Origin of the sequence: Bacillus sp. S3, assembly GCF_005154805.1 — a bacterium.
Lineage (GTDB): Bacteria > Bacillota > Bacilli > Bacillales > Cytobacillaceae > Neobacillus.
Genome location: NZ_CP039727.1, coordinates 5,390,495 through 5,409,300 on the forward strand (window position 1 = coordinate 5,390,495; position 18,806 = coordinate 5,409,300).

Here is an 18,806-nt window from a genome sequence, read left to right on the forward strand (position 1 = left end):
CCTTAATACGAATAAAAACGAGCTCAATAAGAACTCGTTTTTATTTTACTATAAATTTTTCAGAAATGTGAAATAATATCAACATCCGACTATTCTAATCGGATCAATCCACACCCACTTATCAGCAAAACGAACTAGCTTCCAGCTGCACTCAGCTTGAACGCCCTTTCCAGCAGCCTTTTTAATCGTTTCATCCGACATTTTAAGTGTTTCTTCATATACACCAGTAATGACCTTATCTAAATCCTTTGTAAAACGTTTCGTTTTTTCATCATATTTCGCTGATTTTTCATTCAGCTTCTGATTCAGCTTATTGATTTTTTCTTCTAACTTTTGAACGTCTTTATCATCTCCGGACAACAGCTGTCCTGTAGCCTTATTAATTTCCTGATTGATCTCGGTTATTTTACTATTAATTTTGGCTTGTTCATCTTCTAACTTGGCACTAATTTCTGCTAACTTCTTATTTAATTCTTCTTGTTTTTTCACATCATTTTTAGAAGACTCTAAATTAGATAAAGTTTTTTCTCTTTCATTTTTTAACTTTACGACTTGATCTCCTTCTTCGATTTTGCGAATGTCAAGGAGGTAGTCGGCTTGCAATCGATCTGCTCTTCCTACCGCTTCTTCTATCTTTTTATCAATTTCCTTGTTTGCCTTTTCAATTAATTCAATTCCCTTTTGATAATCATCCTCAGCAGCAAAAGCTGGAGAAGCAATTCCTAAAAATACTGCAGCTGATAATAAAATCGCCAATACTTTTTTCATACTCTTGCTTCACACCCCATTTTTCTATTTTAGACGACAAAAAGACCCGAAGGATGAAAAAGGGCCTTTCTTCTTTTCGCAACTGGCTGGCATAGTAGATCCCTACTTTAGCCCCTATAGTTTTGCGTCCGTATCCTTTCAGATAAGTTGCCCTCTGAGTCTATTTTATTATCTACCATCATTATACAGGGTAGAAATACCCAATTCCATGACTACTTTTGTCATATTTTGTATTCTAGCAAAACCTATATTGTTCCACTTCCATTTGTGCCTTTGCCTTCACCAATTTCCCAACTCCCTTTCTATATCTCTTATTATTTATCATTTTTACGCACCCAGGCGGACGTTATGTCAACATAAGGACGGTACTTATTATTTCACCGTGGTCTAAGTAGATTTTTGCATACACAAAATGAGGTTGGAAATAGTAACATTATACTTACTTAATAACTGGGGGATATAGATGAATTTACAATCTGGAACCTATTATTGGCCTTCTACTTTTCCTGATGCACCATCATACCCGGTATTGGAAGAGGACCTTTCTTGTGATGTATTAATCATCGGAGGCGGGAGCTCGGGGGCACAGTGTGCATATTATCTCTCTGATACTAATTTAGATGTGGTTCTAATTGAAAAATCAACAATTGGCAGCGGCAGTACTAGTACGAATACGGCCCTCCTGCAATATTCCGGTGAAAAAATGTTCACCAATTTGATCAACACCTTTGGGGAAGATTACATCGAAAGGCATTTACAATTATTAAAGGAGGCGATTAATGAAATTGAGGCAGCCTCAAAGAACGTCACCATTGATTGTGAATTCAACAGAAGAGATACCCTCTATTCTGCAAGCTGTGCAGAAGACGTTGAAAGTCTAAAAAAGGAATATGAATTTTTAAAGCAGCATAATTGTGACCTTACTTTTTTAACGAAGGAAGAAATTGAAGCAAAATATCCTTTTAGCAGGGATGCCGCTATTTATTCATATAACGATGCAGAAATCAATCCTTTCAAATACACACATGCACTGTTGGAGTACTCCGCAAAAAAAGGAACCCGAATATATGAACATATGGAAATGAACGGTCATCATTATGATGAAGAACGGGGAAAGATGATTGTTTCTACAAAGAATGGCCATTCTATCCAAGCACGGTATATTATTTTTGCAGCAGGTTATGAAGGAATAGAAATCAAAAAAGAGAAAAAGGCCTCCTTTGTAAGTACATATACGGTAACAACCAATCCAGTCGATGATCTCTCTGAATGGTATAACAGGACACTCATTTGGGAAACCGCACGTCCTTATTTATTTATGCGGACAACTAGAGATAACCGGATTATCATAGGCGGACTTGATGATAATACTTCGTACCCTGAAGATCGCGATAGTAAATTGATTCACAAGAAGAATAAACTGATTGAGGAATTTAATAAAATGTTTCCCACTATTCAAGTACAGCCGGAATATTACTTAGCTGCATTTTATGGTGGCACATTGGACGGCATTCCGATTATCGGCAAATATGAGGCATTTCCAAATAGCTATTTCCTATTTGCCTTCGGTGATAACGGGACGGTTTACAGCCAGTTGCTGTCGAAGCTTATTGTAAAGGAGATTGTTGAAGGGAACTGTCCCGATTTAGCTCTATACTTGCAAGATCGCCCTTTGCTAAACAAGAGTGGATAAAAATGGGGTAAACCGAAACACGGAGTATTTTTTAAAGTTACAGAGGGGAATACCCATGCATTTATGAGTTTATTTTAAGAATTAATTAAGAATGGAGCCGCACGTCTTATGATAGTAGGCTCCATTTTTATTATCCTAAAAAAAGTGAAAACTGCTCACCGTGTAGGTCATTTCGCCAAACCCCTCCAAAAATCATCCCTTAGCTTCAAATACTTCTCGAATGCAATTTACTAAATAAGTGGGATTTATCCGTCTATTTATCTAATCGGGTGCTTAACCTAAACCCCAACCTTGGCTAAAACCTCATTTACTTATGATAAGGTTCACCTCATCTACTTAACTGGCAGTTTTGTTAGTCCTTTCAGTCCCCTAAATTAAAAGTAATGATCAAAAAACAACTTTTGTGATATAAATCACAATTCGCTAACATTATTACTGTTATCATTATTACTGAGGTTAGATAATAATCTGCTAAGAGTAGAGTAGAGAATTTTTCCTCACTACTATTTATACTATTACTTTTCATAAGGCTGTGTTATAGAATATTGTTGATTTATACTCCCTGTTGGCTGGAGCGGAAATCAACAGACATGTGTAATACAGCCTTTCATAAAGAGAGCTTGCATAAAGGAGTGTTATAAATGTCTGAAAATAAACTGTCAGAATTAATTAGTCCTGAAGCTATCATTAATTTTGAAACTGGTGCAATTAAAGCGAGCACTTTGGATTCAATTATCAATCTTTTACCATTTGAAATGGGTTTTTGCGATGCTAACGATATTTTCCGCTGGTATTCAAATAATCCAAACCGTGTCCATGGGCGTCGTAACGAAGCAATTGGTCGCCATGTGCTTGAACTTCACCCAAAAGTGGCTCATCATGTTGAAAAATTGTTGAATGATTTCCGTTCAGGAGCACGCGACGAATGGGAATTTTGGTTTCCAAAACGCACTGGTGAAACTGGTCAAATTTATCAAAAATTCATGGCAGTACGTGATAAAAACGGAAAATATCTTGGATGCATGGATGTGACCGTTAATATCGACCTTTTCCAAGGAAAAGAAGGTAAGCATACCCCTGAAACTATTGACGAATTTCTAGCTGTTAAGCCTAAGTAAAACAATTTTTCCATTGGAGAAGCTACTAAAAAACACACTGAATCCCCAAATTCAGTGTGTTTTTCTTTATTTATAGAGGTTTTGGTGGTTACCTATGTAAAACAATAGATGAATTTACATGCAAGAAAACATTTGGGGAAATCTCCAACTTTTGCCTCTATTTATGATACGGTTCACCGCATCAAAGTTAAATGAAGGGCACGAAGAATTAGCCAAACAATTGCTATCCTTGCACCAAACTAAAAATCCATTTTCACAGGTACCTCACTACCAATATGAGGAGCTGGTAAAGAAAATTTATTGTAAGTTTTGTTATTCCTTTTCGGTTTCCTTACAAAACCATTTTTTTGTTTGCAAAAAGTGTAAAGGGCATGAAACGACCGAAGATGCCATTTTGCGGAATGTGAAGGAATTTCAGCTACTATTCCTGAACGGAGGATTACGACTACAACTATTTATGAGTGGTGCAACGTCAATTTAACAAAAAGGACATTTTGCAGGGTATTAAACAAAAACTTTACCGCGATTGGAAAAACAAGTGATTGCTATTATATATAAATTTTATATTGGGGGAAGATCGATATTTCTTCGGAGGTAATCTCTTCCTTTTCCGAACTTGACTCGGCTTCGGACACGACCTTGCTTTTTATGCTCATCCTTGTCCGAGGTCAGCTCATCTTCGGACACCGCCTTGCTTTTTATGCTCTTCCTTGTCCGAAGTCAGCTCATCTTCGGACACCGCCTTGCTTTTTATGCTCTTCCTTGTCCAAACTTTGCCGTGCTTCGGAAACTATCTTAGTTTTTGTGCTCTTCCTTGTCCAAAGTCAGCTCATCTTCGGACACCGCCTTGCTTTTTATGCTCTTCCTTGTCCGAACTTTGCCGTGCTTCGGACACTATCTTAGTTTTTGTGCTCTTCCTTGTCCGAAGTCAGCTCATCTTCGGACACCGCCTTGCTTTTTATGCTCTTCCTTGTCCGAAGTCAGCTCATCTTCGGACACCGCCTTGCTTTTTATGCTCTTCCTTGTCCAAACTTTGCCGTGCTTCGGAAACTATCTTAGTTTTTGTGCTCTTCCTTGTCCAAAGTCAGCTCATCTTCGGACACCGCCTTGCTTTTTATGCTCTTCCTTGTCCGAGGTCAGCTCATCTTCGGACACATCCTTGCTTTTTATGCTCTTCCTTGTCCGAGGTCAGCTCATCTTCGGACACATCCTTGCTTTTTATGCTCATCCTTGTCCGAACTTTGCCGTGCTTCGGACACTATCTTAGTTTTTGTGCTCTTCCTTGTCCAAAGTCAGCTCATCTTCGGACACCGCCTTGCTTTTTATGCTCTTCCTTGTCCGAACTTAGCCCTGCTTCGGACACTCTCTTGGTTTTTATGCTCATCCTTGTCCAAAGTCAGCTCATCTTCGGACACCGCCTTGCTTTTTATGCTCTTCCTTGTCCGAACTTTGCCGTGCTTCGGACACTATCTTAGTTTTTATGCTCTTCCTTGTCCGAAGTCAGCTCATCTTCGGACACACTTTCTCTTTTTTCTCCCTTCCTTTTCCGAAGCTCCCACAGCTTCGGACAACACTCTTTGTTTTCATGCTCTTCCTTGTCCGAACTTGAACAATAATAAAGCTGCCTCTATTTATGGTACGGTTCACCGTATTGTATCTAAATGAGGATTTTTCACCCTCTTTGATTACGCAGCTACTTATCCTGTTTCCACACAGTTTATTACACCTTTTATCTCTTACAATTCAGTTCAAAAAATAGTCCATAAACTACTTTTTGTCCTTACTTCTTTGTAAAATAAGGATAAATTTTTTTTTATTTCAAATAATAAAAAGAAATTATTAAGGATTGTTCAAATGACAAACACACCAAATAAAAATAACTGCCCAAATTATAAAAAAATTAAATATATCCTCAACCAATCACCAGATTTACTTTGCAGGACAATTGAGGTCGCTGGAGGTTGTCTGGAAATTGTCTTTATGAAAAATTTAATTAAGGCTGAAACAGTTAATGAATATGTTATTAAATTCATTCAACAGCTGCCAAAAAAAGATATAACCTATTCTTATTTAATGAAAAATTTCCCTATTGACGAAGTAAAGATTGACTTTAAGGAACAAGAAATTATTTCTTCACTTTTAAATGGATTCGTTTATATTTACTTATTAAAAGAAAGTAAAGCCCTTTTAGTAAATTGTGCTAATCCAATTGAAAGATCCATCGAGAAAGCAGAAACTGAATCTTTGGTATACGGCCCTAAAATTTCGTTTACAGAATCATTGTCTTCTAATATACAAATTATTAGACAAAATCTAAATAATTCTAATTTGTGTACGGATGAATTAGAAATAGGAGAACGTGTTAAGAAGAAATTAAGAATTATATATATTAAAGATTTAACGGATGAAGACATACTAAAAACACTTAAGCAGAAGCTTGAAAATATTACAACTGATGATATAATTGACAGTTCAGTTTTGTCACAGTGTCTTGAAGATAATCATTATTCTTTTTTTCCACAGTTTATCATGACAGAGCTGCCCGATCGATTTCTCTATTCTATTTTAAATGGAAGGGTTGGTATCCTTTTAGATCGAAGCCCAGTGGCTATTATTGGGCCTGCTAATTTTTTTTCGTTTTTTGAATCAACAGAAGATATTTATTTACGCTGGTCTTTGAGTACTTTCATAAGATTTATACGGTTTTTTGCTATGGCTGGATCACTGCTCTTTACAGCATTCTATGTTGCAATCCTTACCTATCACTTTGAACTTATACCATCTAAATTGTTAATTGTCATTGGGCAATCACGTTCACAAGTTCCTTTTCCCCCTTTACTAGAAGCAATATTAATGGAATTATTAATTGAATTACTTAGAGAGGCAGGGGCACGTCTTCCATCAAAAGTAGGTCAAACAATGGGAATTGTTGGAGGAATTGTTATTGGTCAAGCAACTGTTGAGGCTGGCTTAACTAGCAATATTTTAATTATTATCGTGGCATTTAGTGCATTAGGGGCTTTTTCAGCTCCAATTTATGAGATGGGGACTGCTATAAGAATTGCCAGATTTCCTTTCATTATTCTAGCAGGTGTTTGGGGTTTTAATGGGATTATGATCGGTGTCTGTGTACTAGTTGTCCACTTGTTAAAGTTGACATCCTTAAATAGACCTTATCTTGCACCTCTATACCCGTTTAGGATAAAGGATTTAAAATACTTCCTCATACGGCTTCCACACCATTTTTATAGGAAACGTCCTGTTGTCAATCGTCCATTAAACGTATTCCGGATAGGAAGGAAATCTAAAAAAACAGAAAACGATTTAGATGAATTTTGAGGTGGATAATGAAATCAAATATTAGTTTTGTAAACGCCTATATTGCTTTCTTTATCATTCACACTTCACAAATCGGGATGGGCATACTTGGCGTCCCTAGAATTGTTTTTCTTGAAGCTAAGCAAGATGCCTGGATCAGCGTTCTACTCTCTGGACTATTCATTAGTGTTATAATTTGGATGATAATTAGCATCCTTGCTAAATATGAAAACTGTAATCTTTATGAAATACACGAGAATTTATTTGGTCGCTTTATAGGCAGTATCATCAATACCTTTATTGTTATTTACTTTATTGCAGCACTTTACTCTATCATCATCGCTTATGTTGAATTGTCCCTGACATGGGGATATGAAGGAGTTGACGAATGGGTAGGTGTTTTAGCGCTATTATTAGTAACCATTTATGCCGTATCTGGCGGATTCAGAGTAATTGCAGGGGTATGTTTCTTATCCTTATTAATGACTATATGGCTTGTATTTGTTTTTTATCAACCACTTGAATCGATAAACTTCACTAGAATTTTACCCGTCATGTCGGCAACCCCAGCACAAATAATGAAAGGAGTATTTAAAACCAGTTTTACAATGTTAGGTTTTGAAACTTTATTTTTTATTTTTCCATTTATAAAGGAGAAAAAAAAGCTGCTTTTTTTCAGTCAATTAGCAATCTGGTTTACTACACTTATTGTATTTATAACAACTGTTATTTCGATATTATTTTTTAGTCCAAAGGAATTAGAAATACATATTTGGCCTGTGGTCAGTATGATAAGCGCGGTCCATTTTCCATTTCTTGAACGGTTTGAATTTATTGCCGTTCCATTATGGATATTGGTTATTTTTCCAAATTTATGTTTATACCTGTTCATTTCTTCAAAAGGAGTAAAACAAATATTTCATTTAAAACAAAAACATGGTATATGGGTAATCTCAATAATCATTTTTATCACGAGTTTTTTTGTCACCAAAAGAGTCGACAATAACCATTTTTTTGATCAAGTTGGTCATGTCGGCTTTTACCTATGGTTTATCTATCCGATCTTGTTATATTTCATTTCAATCATTAAATCTAAAATTTTTTCACATTCTTAATGGAGTTGAAAAGATGAAAAAATGGCTTATTCTATTTTGTTGTCTTCTCTGTACTGCATGCGTGCCCCCTGGAAAAATATTAGAAAGGCAAGGGATTTCAACTATTATTGGTTATGATTTACTTGATAAAGATACATATAAAGGCTCTATTAGCTTGTTGCAATTCGACCGTAAAGAAGAAAAAACAAGTGAAACCATTTCTGCCGTCGGTACTACAAGCAAACAAATAAGACAAAGGTTAGAACAACAAACAAGCCACGACATTACATCTGGACAATTGAGGACAATACTATTTGATAAAGATATAAGTGAAATGATAGGAATTTCATCTTTTTTAGATACAATGCAACGAGACAGCAGCATTGGATCATTAATATTTTTGGCCATTACAAACAATACTGAAGAAGTCATTAAAAATAATAACTATGAAGAATACCCTGAGATGGGGTCATATATTTATCAATTATTGGATAAGCAAGAAAGGAATGAAATGTTAATAAACTCCAACCTGCATGATTTTTTCTCCACTCTATATGAAATTGGCATCGATCCTACCTTACCTATTATATCGAATAAGAATGGTGCGGCACCCTATATTGAAAAGGTGGCATTATTAAAGGATGATAAAATGGTCGGTTCTATTTCTTTGACAAAAAGCTTGTTCATAAAATTATTTACCAATCGCAGGGCTTCTTTGGGAGATATAACATTAAACATTCCTCTAGAGGTTTTAGAAAAAAAGGGAATACCACTAGTCGAAAAGCCAAAAGGAGATAAATTTAATATTACAATTCGCCCAATAAAGCACCGCGGAAAAGTTGAATTATCTAACGAAGATGACTTTTATCTAAACGCAACGATTAAGGTTTCAACTATAGAAGTACATCCTGCAATTACTCTTAACAATAAGAAATCTATAAAAAAATTGGAGCAACTGCTTGGGGAAGAACTAAGCAAAGAATTGGGGGATTTTCTTGAGGAGTTAAGAAAATTAAATACTGATCCAATTGGCATTGGAAGAAAAATAAAAAGCATCAGAAAATATTCCAATTTAAGTGATAAAGATTTGAGGGAAAAGTATTCAACATTAAAGTTAAAATCAACTATTAAGGTTGAAATAAAACGAACAGGTGCTGTTGATTAGTAAAGATAGTAGAGAAAAATACTCTACTATCTTATTCTTTCAAGTTATTTCGTTCAAGAATATTAACTAAGAAGAACCTCATTTACTTATGATACGGTTCACCGCGATTAATCCGAAATGCCCGATATATCTGTTCCACCAATATCAGTCTCATCAGCTGGTGGGGGAAGGTCATCCGTGAAAAAGACAGCTGCTCGTTTGATCGCCGTATTACTTCATCACTCAACCCCAACGATCCGCCAATAACAAAAGCAATTTTGCTTTTTCCATATGTCGCTAACTTATCTAATGAATCCGCTAATTCCTCGGATGATCCTAGCTTTCCTTGAATCGCTAAGGCAATTACATATGTATCTTGGCTTATCTTTGCAAGAATTCGTTCGCCTTCTTTTTGCTTCACCTGCAGCATTTCCAGTTCACTTAATTCTTCAGGCGCCTTTTCATCTGCCACTTCAATGACATCCACTTTTGCATAGGCGGATAATCTTTTTAAATACTCCTCAATGCCTTGTTTAAGATATTTTTCTTTTAACTTGCCAACCGATATGATCGAGATATTCACAATCCACAGCCCTTTTCATTTGATTACAAACAGCTTACAAACAACTTATCCACAGAAGTTATCCACATATACACATTTTTTATCCACATCTTGTATGGAATCATTTGTTCGCCACCATATATACAGCCTGTTTTTCGCAATATTCACATCCTGTTGATGACTTATCCACAGGTATTTGTGATAATACTGGATATGTTTGAAATTGATCCACAATATCATCTAAGGCAATTTCTATATGTTCTTCACAGCTATAAATCATTTATCTTCACCTTCCCGAACTTGATTGTCTACATTATTTTTTACGTATAAATCGCCAATCATACTTATGACCTCATTCATAATACCATAAGAAAAGGCAGGAAAGTGAACCACACATTCACTTTCCTGCCCGCCCTAAAACATCTTATTGTAATTTTTCTCCGGTTAATGTTAAGGTTGTTTCCTTGAGCTTCCCGCCGCGATAAAATTTAATCGTCATTTTCTCGCCAATTTTCTTTTTCTGATACAAATGTTTTCGTAAGTCAATGACATCATTGATTTTTTGCCCATCCATTTCAACAATGACATCGAGCTCCTGTAATCCTGCCTGTGATGCTGGTGAATTTGACACCACTTGACGAAGTGCCACACCGTAAGTCACATCACGAGGAAGCTTCAATGCTTCTTCTTGGTAATACGCAGGTATTTCCGCTACCGATTTTAAATCCACTCCCATATACGGGCGTTTCACGGTGCCGAATTTTTCAAGGTCATCGATAATCGGCTTGGCCGAATTAATCGGAATGGATAGACCAATTCCTTCAACCGCATTTTGGGCGATTTTCATGGAGTTAATCCCGATCACTTGACCGGCCATGTTGATTAACGCTCCACCGCTGTTACCTGGGTTAATTGCTGCGTCCGTTTGCAATACCTCTGATTGCCAGTCAACAATGCCATTCTGATCAATATCAACCGGAATGGTCCGCTTCAGCCCTGAGATAATTCCCTGTGTAACTGATCCAGAAAAGGTGGCTCCGAGTGGATTCCCGATCGCTATCACCGGCTCTCCCATTTTTAAACTATCGGAATTTCCGAATTCAGCCACTTTCTTTACTTTGCTTGCATCGATTTCAAGCACCGCTAAATCCGTCCAAATATCACTGCCTAGAAGCTTAGCTGGGATTTTGGTCCCATCAGACATCGTTACTTCCAGCTTTGAAGCGCCTTCGACAACATGGTGGTTGGTTACAACAAAAGCTTTATCGCCGGCCTTTTTATAAATTACACCCGATCCTGTCCCGGAGGGCTCTTCCTCATCGACATTATCCGACCAAAAGCTAGACGACTGAATGTTGTTGATACCTACAACCGCCTCACCTGATTTATCAAAGGCTTTTGTGATGTTCGTATTGACATCATATGAGACCTGCTGTTGAATGACATTTGGCTGTGTTGTATTGTTTGTTTCTTGTGCCGTATTTGGATTAATTGTATAAGGCAGAACACCTTGCTTTGACAAGGTTGGAATGGAAAAGACCACTAACATGGCGCCAATTATTGCACCAACTAAGCTGGCGAAAAAATAACCGCCTCTTTTTCCTTTTTGTCCCCGATAACGCTCCTGTGGATGCTCATCATAATAACCCATTAACACCATTCCTCTCATTCGAAAAGGTTGCTATTTTTTATTTTGGCTTATACTAACAATTATACTCATTCATCCTTAAATTACTAAAAAGTTGCATGACTTTAAAGAAAACTTCTCAATTTGTTCATAGTTTTTTCATAAAAAAAATGAAGTGCCTTCAAAAAAGGACAACTTCATTAAAAAATTCTATACAGCTGTTAGATTGGTTGGGGTTTTTGGATCTGTGTCATAGAGATCGAACTGCTCGCCGACAATGAGTCCGCGGCTCTCTAACGTTTGTGATACCGCCATCTTTGCTAAGTCCTTCATGTTATTATCCATGCTCAAATGAGCAAGGTAAATCCGCTTCGTATTGTCCCCAACGACATCACTCATTGCAAATGCCGCATCCTCATTGGAGACATGGCCGACATCACTTAAAATTCTTCGTTTGATGTTCCAAGGGTATCTGCCCATCCGCAGCATTTGCACATCATGGTTTGATTCAAAAATATACACATCGGCATTAGAGATGGTCCCTTTCATTCGGTCGCTCACGTAGCCTGTGTCGGTAATCAGAACAATCTTTTTCCCGCCCTGATGGAACACATAAAACATGGGTTCCGCAGCATCATGCGAGACACCGAATGATTCTATATCAACCGAACCAAAGCTCTTTACCGTTTCCATGTTAAAAACAAACTTTTGCTCGGTCGGAATCACACCAACTGAACTTTCCATCGCCCGCCATGTTTTTTCATTCGCATAGACGGGTAAATGATATTTACGGGCGAGCACACCAATCCCTTTAATATGATCACTGTGCTCATGCGTGACGAAAATACCGGACAGCTTGCTGATATCACGGTCAATTTGTCCAAAAAGCGACTCCATCTGCTTCCCGCTAAACCCGGCATCCACGAGAAAGGAATGTTCATCGGACTCCACATACAGGGCATTTCCTGTGCTCCCGCTTGCCAGAATGCTATATCGTAACGACATACTGTCTCACTCCACTTTACTATTTTCATCACTATTAAACTGAATAATCTGCCCTTCAAAGGCATTCACAAACAAACTTTCCTTATCATCCACAACAAAGCGCCAGGTTGGAGCTAACACTTGGGAAGCGGCTAAACCAATCAGTGTCGAATAACCAATCTCCACTTTGGTAATTTTACTCTTCGGCTTTAATATACCCTTTTGATGCAAGGTTTCAATCGCTTTTAACGGCCGGAGAATTTCCTCTTTTGCCGTTAATTTTTCAATATCCTCTAAATAAGTTTGCTCATAAGAAACAATTTGATTGTCAGCATTAAACGTAAATGTAATCATTCCCTTTATATTTTGATATAAGGGAAAACTGTCATATTGTTGAAAGTAAGTAATGGTATTTTTTTTATCATTTTTCTCCCAAAACTGATAATGCTCACCATAAAGAATATTTTCTTTAAACAAAGAAGAAAGGTCAGCCGGTTCAAACTTCGTATTTAACTGCAGCGGGTTATCAAGTGTCACCTGCAGCGTTGTACCTGGATCCTTAATTACAGCAGTCTGACCCTTTAGCTTTGCAAGATCGCTCTTGGTAAAGGTTCTCGGTTTTGCACTTAAATATTGATCCTTAATCGGTGCCTTAGGAAGCTCCACATACGTTATTTCATCCGCTTTTAGCTTTTCTTCAAAAGAAGCCTCTGTTATGACTTCATACTTATTGGCATCACGCATTTTCATGAATTGAAATAAGAGGTACACATCAAGGATCAGGAAGGTAATGATAAAAATGGTTTTTATTTTACTCCAATCCATGCTTTAGTCCTCCTAGCTCATCCATCGTAATTTGCCCCCAGTCTTTATCATAACGATAGAACCAGGCGGGCTCTAGAAGAATTAATTTATTCTCCTCCACATCCCTTTCCATGCGATAGCCCAAGATCAATTCTTCAAGCAGCTCTGGCTTAAAGTTCTTTTTATTTTGTAAATACTCCAACACGACATGTCCCGATGGACGCGTAACCTTTTGCATCTCCGTTGTCAGCGGCAGATCTAACGCAATATTCGGCCGAACATACATATTAATTTCATCCCGGCTCCAGACCTCATTAATTTCCGACAGGCCGAGATCGTTAAAAACGGGATAGCCGTCCATACTGTATAAGCGGAAGGTTACAGACCGTTTATATTCACTTTTTGAAACAAACCGGAAGGAGTCTGTCCAACCGCCGTGCTCATTGACAAAATCAATGCTTCTTTTCACTAAATCGTAGGAGCTGTCAATATAATTATCCTCTGCTGTCGGATTCACATAACGAAGGATATTGGTATCATAATTGATATTCATTTTACTTGAATCACTCGTGTACTCTTCTCCCTGAGGCACAAAGCTTTTCTGTACGAAACTTGGATCGTTAAAGAGTGCAGCCCTGAATTCTTCAGAATTCAGCGTGATCGGCAAATATTTATATGTTGTCATTTCTGTTTCGCCCTCTGGCAGAAATAACGTACGTCTATCAGATACCTTATAGGCAAAATACTGCGGGTAACGATTGGCATTTTTATAAAAATCACGATTAAACTCGGTCAAATTAGTTGATGAGATATGACTAATATAGACCTGCTGATTTTCAGAGGAAACAAAATAGACAATCCCGTTTTCCTTATTCAGCCCTTCCACGTTAATAATAATCCGATTGAAGTTAAACGACGGCACCCTTTTTCCTTCAATGTTTAAAACACTTCGATATAATTCAATCGGCACTTCTCCGGGAAAGATTACCTCAACATTCCCGCTGCCATGGAGTAACTCCTCGATATTTTCTACCTTGTCCGTATAATTTTTCACATCAAAAATGGACCACCGACTCATTTCCTTAATTACCTTCTCAAGTTCAGCCGTATTATTCGTTCCATAATGCTGTTCTTTAATATGAAACAAGACTTGGTCCGGTCTAACAATTTTTTGAACCTCTTGCTTTTCACTTACCGTAACCTCGTCAACTATATTGCTATTTTCCAACGTGTCGTAATTGGGCTGGTATGTCCAAAGATTCCATGTTAACAGAATACTAAACAAGACTAATACAGTTAAAATCCACGACTTTATATTTTCGTATCTCATGACCATTCATCCTCTTCAGAACGTTCGTATGGCAGTGAAAAGGAAATCTTCGTTCCTTTTCCTTCCTCACTCGTTGCCCAAATGGCCCCGCCATGAGCATTGACCATCTCCCTCGCAATGGCCAAACCAAGTCCCGTCCCCCCCAGCTTCCGAGCTCTTGCTTTATCAACACGATAAAAGCGGTCAAAAATCTTGCTAATATTCTCTTTTGGAATCCCTACACCTTGGTCGGAGACACTGACGATTATTTGGTCATTATTTTCTTTAACCGAAAAAGTAACTTGGCCGCCTTCTGGAGAATACTTCAAGGCATTAGAGATGATATTGTATAACACCTGCGTCATCTTATCTTCATCAATTTCAACAAAAATCTCTTGTTTCGGCAGTTTTCTTTTAAAGGTTACGTTTTGTTCCTTGGCCATCTCGAATCGGTCGATGATGCGGTGATAGAACTTAACAAAATTCACCCATTCCCGATTCAGCTTGTAATCTGTGCTATCCATTTTCGATAGCTGCAGCAGATCATTGACAAGCCGGATCATTCTTTCTGTTTCTGTCCGCGTCACCTCTAAAAAGTTGGGTGCAATTTCTTTATCCTGCCACGCCCCGTCAGCAAGGGCCTCCAGGTAACTGCGCATCGTGGTTAGCGGCGTCCGTAATTCATGAGAGACATTGGCAACAAACTCTCTTCTTTCCGCTTCAATTTTTTCCTGCTCTGTTATATCATGCAATACGGCAATCAAACCATTGACAAAGCCGGTTTCCTTTTGAATAACGGAGAAGTTCGCTCGTAAAATATAGCGTTCTGCTTTCGTACTATAGTCTAAGATTAATGAATCCTTTTCTTCGAGAAGATCTTCAAAAGTATTGGTATCATCTAAATCTAATAAAGAGACAATCGGCTGAGAAAGAACTGTTTCACGTGAAACATTCAGCATGTCAGCAGCCGGTTCGTTTATTAAAATCACCCGGCCTTTTCGGTCCGTCGCTATTACCCCATCCGTCATATATGACAGGACGGATGATAGCTTTCTTCGTTCCCCTTCCGTCATTGCCTGGGCTTCCTGAAGCTTCTTCGTTAAATGGTTAAAGGTCATAGCTAATGTACCAATTTCATCATGACCGTACACTTTAACCTTCCGCGAAAAATTCCCTTTTGCCATCGCCTGGGCTTGCTTCTTCATATCGGCAATCGGCCGTGTAATGGTTTGAGCTAACAAAATTCCTAAAACAGCCGTGATTGCTAAGGCAATACCTGTGCCGGTTGCAAAAATGCCATTAATCGTTTTCATCTGTTCAAATACACTTTCAATTTTTGCCACTAAATAGATAGCACCGATTACCTTTTTCCCTGACTTAATCGGAGTGGAGAGGACCCAAATCCTGTGACCTGACGGCTTATCAACTTTGATAACACTTTGATCCTCTTCTAACACCATTGATTGTTTCACCTGAAGCAATGTCGTCCTTTGTCCGACTACCCCTTGGTTGCCGCGATTAGAAGTTCCGAGGATTTTTAGCGATCTATTTTCAATCACCCGCACTTCCGAGATATCACCTGCTTCAAAGTCACGCAGAATTTTATTGATATCCTCCTCAAGGGTAGGGTCTTCAGGTGTTCTTTCTTTTTCCATCTCTTCGACAATATTATAGGCGAGTAAATTCACCCGTTCCTTCAATGAGGTCTGGAAGTTGGTTCGTAAGGTTTGTTCAAGCTGCTTGACAAAATAGACCCCGATAATTTGCATCGCCACTAAAATTAGGAGGACATAGATGATTACAAATTTTACGTGTATCGAGCGAAAGAAGCCAACTTTTTTCATCAAGTAAACTACTCCTGTTCAGGATTGCGTAAATAATATCCAACCCCGCGGCGGGTGACAATCCATGTTGGATGGCTCGGGCTATCCTCAATTTTTTCACGCAAGCGCCTTACGGTTACATCGACCGTTCGTACATCACCATAATAATCGTAGCCCCACACGGTTTGCAGCAAATGCTCTCTTGTCATCACTTGACCAATATGCTGTGCCAAATAGTAAAGCAGTTCAAATTCACGGTGTGTCAGCTCAATCGTTTCGCCTCGTTTGGACACTACATAGGCATCAGGATGAATGACTAGCGAGCCAATTTCAATCTCATTCGTTTCACTTTCAGCATCCGGCTGAGCGAGAATTTGATTGTGGCGGCGCAAATTTGCCTTAACGCGGGCAATTAATTCCCTTGTGCTAAATGGTTTGGTCACATAATCATCTGCCCCAAGTTCAAGCCCTAATACTTTATCAATTTCAGAATCCTTTGCTGTGAGCATTATAATTGGCATTTCATACTTCTTACGGACTTCGCGGCATACTTCCATCCCGTCTCTCTGTGGAAGCATGATATCTAAAAGAATTAAATCCGGCTGGATTTCTTCTACCAGGCGTAGTGCTTCATTTCCATCGTAGGCGCAGTAGACCACATAACCTTCTTTTTTTAAGTTAAATTGCAAAATATCTGCAATTGGCTTTTCATCATCAACAACAAGAATTTTCTTTTCCATACCATTACTCCTTCTCATTCAAATAGTATATATACAATAAAAAAAGCATCTAGAAGTCATACCCATACTAGTTTACTTTAACATTTTATTCGCTTAAATTCACCTATAAGTAGCATTTGCCAAGATTGGCAACCCAATATTTGGCGCAGCCTCCAAAAAAATGAAAAGCCCCTAGTATTTCACTAGAGACTTTCAAACGATTATTTCAGATACGAAAGGGGGTTCACTAAGCCGCCATCTTTATACACTTCAAAATGAAGGTGAATCCCTGTTGAGTCACCGGTTGATCCCATTACGCCAATGGCGGTTCCTTTTGAAACTGTTTGTCCTGCATGAACATTGAGTGATGCCATATGTCCATAAAGTGTGCGGAAACCATTTTGATGATCAATAATAATTCTATTGCCATAGCCGCCACTCCAGCCGGCAGAAACTACCACACCATTATCAGCCGCTTTGATGGTCCTGTCGCTCGGTCTGGCAATATCAATCCCTTTATGCATTTTGCCCCAGCGGTAACCCATTTGACTGGAAATATAGCCGCCGACTGCCGGCCAGGCGAAGCTGCCTTCACCGCGGGATGGAATAGCCTTTGTTCCTTTTACCACAATATGATTAACAGGCTGCTGGATAATCTGCTCGCTTGACTGGTCCTTCTTAACCGTTACCCCATTCTGTTCTGTGATGGCATATGTTACAGAACGCGAACCGTTTTGTCCTTGTTGCTTTTCTTTCGTCTCACCCTTTGGCATCGATGAGTCTTCAACGACTTCATTGGCAAATGGAATGACTTCCTGTTGATTGACTTCTTTATCAACGATTACCTCGACAAACGGTTGAAGCGCTGTTACGTTTATATCCTGACCAATTTGCAAAAGGGTGTCCTCTGTTAAATCAGGATTTAAGGCTAAAAGATCAGCTTTCGCTAATCCATGATCCTGAGCAATGGTTTCAAGCACGTCGCCCTCTTGAATCGCATATTTCTTTTCTTCCAAAGTCCCTTTTTGTAAAAAGGTAACGGCATCATCAGCAGACATCATTTGATCCGGAGCAATGTTTTCGTCTTCGATTGAAACATTTTTTGATAGACGAACGTCTACTATACGAGTTTCATTTTCTTGTAATGCCGGTAAGGATGCATCGGATTTGGCCTTTCTTGCCTCAAGTTCCGTTAATTGCTCCTCAGTTACATATTGCAGTTTCAGCTTTTTCACGACTTCTTCAGCTGTCTCCTTATTACCAAGGTAAACAACCGGCTTCCCGTCAATCACGAGAGCGGAGGCTTCAGCTTGAAGCTGGAATGTGTCCTTTATCGTTTGCACTGTATCTTGATTGGTTGTTGCTGCTCGGAAGACCTGTTCAGGTATGTATTGAACCTGTGAACCTATATTAAAATTTGCATCCTTGAAGGATTTCTTTGCTGTATCAACTTTCTCAGCTATAACTTTATTCACTACTTCTTTATCGGTAACATTACCTATGTAGGTGCTATTAAGATATACATGATAAACAGTGGTCAATTTTGATGATGTAGCAAATGCAACCGGGCCATTGCTAAAAGCGATAACAGATGCAGCCATGGCAGTGACTACAGTTGTTTTTAATAATAAGAATCTTTTGGAGCTTTTATTCGAGAATAACATTTTTTCCTCCTAAACCACGGTAAAACCCTTATAAACTTGGATTTATGCTATGTAAAGAATTTTCCAGAATTTTAGACCTCTTTTACTTTAACATAGTTTTATTTAAAAAGATTAATAGTCTTTATAATGTAACAAAAATGTATAATTGCTGACATTTTCCTACATTTCTTTGAAATATG

15 protein-coding genes and 1 riboswitch are annotated in these 18,806 nt (G+C 38.3%); of the genes, 5 read left to right on the forward strand and 10 right to left on the reverse strand.

Annotated features, from left to right (window positions below; translation table 11 throughout):
- Positions 1 to 78 precede the first annotated feature (78 nt).
- A complete protein-coding gene (locus FAY30_RS25690; RefSeq protein ID WP_149872502.1) occupies positions 79 to 768 on the reverse strand; it encodes a kinetochore Spc7 family protein in 690 nt (229 codons plus the stop codon).
- A gap of 74 nt (positions 769 to 842) precedes the next feature.
- Positions 843 to 930: riboswitch (cyclic di-GMP riboswitch) on the reverse strand.
- 301 nt (positions 931 to 1,231) lie between these two features.
- Between FAY30_RS25690 and FAY30_RS25695 the strand changes: the two genes are divergently transcribed.
- The 5 genes from FAY30_RS25695 to FAY30_RS25715 all read left to right on the forward strand — a co-directional run bounded on the left by FAY30_RS25695 (position 1,232) and on the right by FAY30_RS25715 (position 9,156).
- On the forward strand, positions 1,232 to 2,461 hold the full coding sequence (locus FAY30_RS25695; RefSeq protein ID WP_149872503.1) for an NAD(P)/FAD-dependent oxidoreductase: 1,230 nt from the start codon (positions 1,232 to 1,234) through the stop codon (positions 2,459 to 2,461).
- Positions 2,462 to 3,102: 641 nt separating this feature from the next.
- Complete coding sequence (locus FAY30_RS25700) at positions 3,103 to 3,579, forward strand: PAS domain-containing protein (RefSeq protein ID WP_149872504.1); 477 nt, start codon at positions 3,103 to 3,105, stop codon at positions 3,577 to 3,579.
- Between the two features lie 1,854 nt (positions 3,580 to 5,433).
- Positions 5,434 to 6,918 carry a spore germination protein gene (locus FAY30_RS25705; RefSeq protein WP_149872505.1) on the forward strand — a complete coding sequence of 495 codons (1,485 nt, stop codon included), beginning with the start codon at positions 5,434 to 5,436 and terminating at the stop codon, positions 6,916 to 6,918.
- Positions 6,919 to 6,926: 8 nt separating this feature from the next.
- Positions 6,927 to 8,012, forward strand: coding sequence for a GerAB/ArcD/ProY family transporter (locus tag FAY30_RS25710; protein WP_149872506.1), 1,086 nt, complete (start codon positions 6,927 to 6,929; stop codon positions 8,010 to 8,012).
- A gap of 13 nt (positions 8,013 to 8,025) precedes the next feature.
- Positions 8,026 to 9,156, forward strand: coding sequence for a Ger(x)C family spore germination protein (locus FAY30_RS25715; protein WP_149872507.1), 1,131 nt, complete (start codon positions 8,026 to 8,028; stop codon positions 9,154 to 9,156).
- 82 nt (positions 9,157 to 9,238) lie between these two features.
- Here the strand turns inward: FAY30_RS25715 and rlmH are convergent, their stop codons facing one another.
- The 9 genes from rlmH to FAY30_RS25760 all read right to left on the reverse strand — a co-directional run bounded on the left by rlmH (position 9,239) and on the right by FAY30_RS25760 (position 18,627).
- Positions 9,239 to 9,718 (reverse strand): 23S rRNA (pseudouridine(1915)-N(3))-methyltransferase RlmH, encoded by a 480-nt coding sequence (gene rlmH, locus FAY30_RS25720; protein WP_149872508.1) that lies wholly within the window; start codon positions 9,716 to 9,718, stop codon positions 9,239 to 9,241.
- Between the two features lie 100 nt (positions 9,719 to 9,818).
- A complete protein-coding gene (locus tag FAY30_RS25725; protein ID WP_149872509.1) occupies positions 9,819 to 9,977 on the reverse strand; it encodes a CxxH/CxxC protein in 159 nt (52 codons plus the stop codon).
- 144 nt (positions 9,978 to 10,121) lie between these two features.
- Positions 10,122 to 11,348: a S1C family serine protease gene (locus FAY30_RS25730; protein WP_149872882.1), complete on the reverse strand. Its 1,227-nt coding sequence runs from the start codon at positions 11,346 to 11,348 to the stop codon at positions 10,122 to 10,124.
- A 186-nt stretch (positions 11,349 to 11,534) separates the two neighbouring features.
- Positions 11,535 to 12,329, reverse strand: a complete 795-nt coding sequence (locus FAY30_RS25735) for an MBL fold metallo-hydrolase (protein WP_149872510.1) — start codon at positions 12,327 to 12,329, stop codon at positions 11,535 to 11,537.
- A gap of 6 nt (positions 12,330 to 12,335) precedes the next feature.
- Positions 12,336 to 13,133, reverse strand: coding sequence for a two-component system regulatory protein YycI (locus FAY30_RS25740; protein ID WP_149872511.1), 798 nt, complete (start codon positions 13,131 to 13,133; stop codon positions 12,336 to 12,338).
- Positions 13,120 to 14,442 carry a YycH family regulatory protein gene (locus FAY30_RS25745; RefSeq protein WP_149872512.1) on the reverse strand — a complete coding sequence of 441 codons (1,323 nt, stop codon included), beginning with the start codon at positions 14,440 to 14,442 and terminating at the stop codon, positions 13,120 to 13,122. Before FAY30_RS25745 ends, FAY30_RS25740 begins: the two co-directional genes overlap by 14 nt.
- Positions 14,439 to 16,265: a cell wall metabolism sensor histidine kinase WalK gene (walK, locus tag FAY30_RS25750; RefSeq protein ID WP_149872883.1), complete on the reverse strand. Its 1,827-nt coding sequence runs from the start codon at positions 16,263 to 16,265 to the stop codon at positions 14,439 to 14,441. The genes FAY30_RS25745 and walK overlap by 4 nt, the downstream gene beginning before the upstream one ends.
- 8 nt (positions 16,266 to 16,273) lie before the next feature.
- Positions 16,274 to 16,984, reverse strand: coding sequence for a response regulator YycF (gene yycF / locus FAY30_RS25755; protein ID WP_149872513.1), 711 nt, complete (start codon positions 16,982 to 16,984; stop codon positions 16,274 to 16,276).
- Positions 16,985 to 17,184: 200 nt separating this feature from the next.
- Positions 17,185 to 18,627, reverse strand: a complete 1,443-nt coding sequence (locus FAY30_RS25760) for a LysM peptidoglycan-binding domain-containing M23 family metallopeptidase (protein WP_149872514.1) — start codon at positions 18,625 to 18,627, stop codon at positions 17,185 to 17,187.
- Between the last annotated feature and the right edge of the window lie 179 nt (positions 18,628 to 18,806).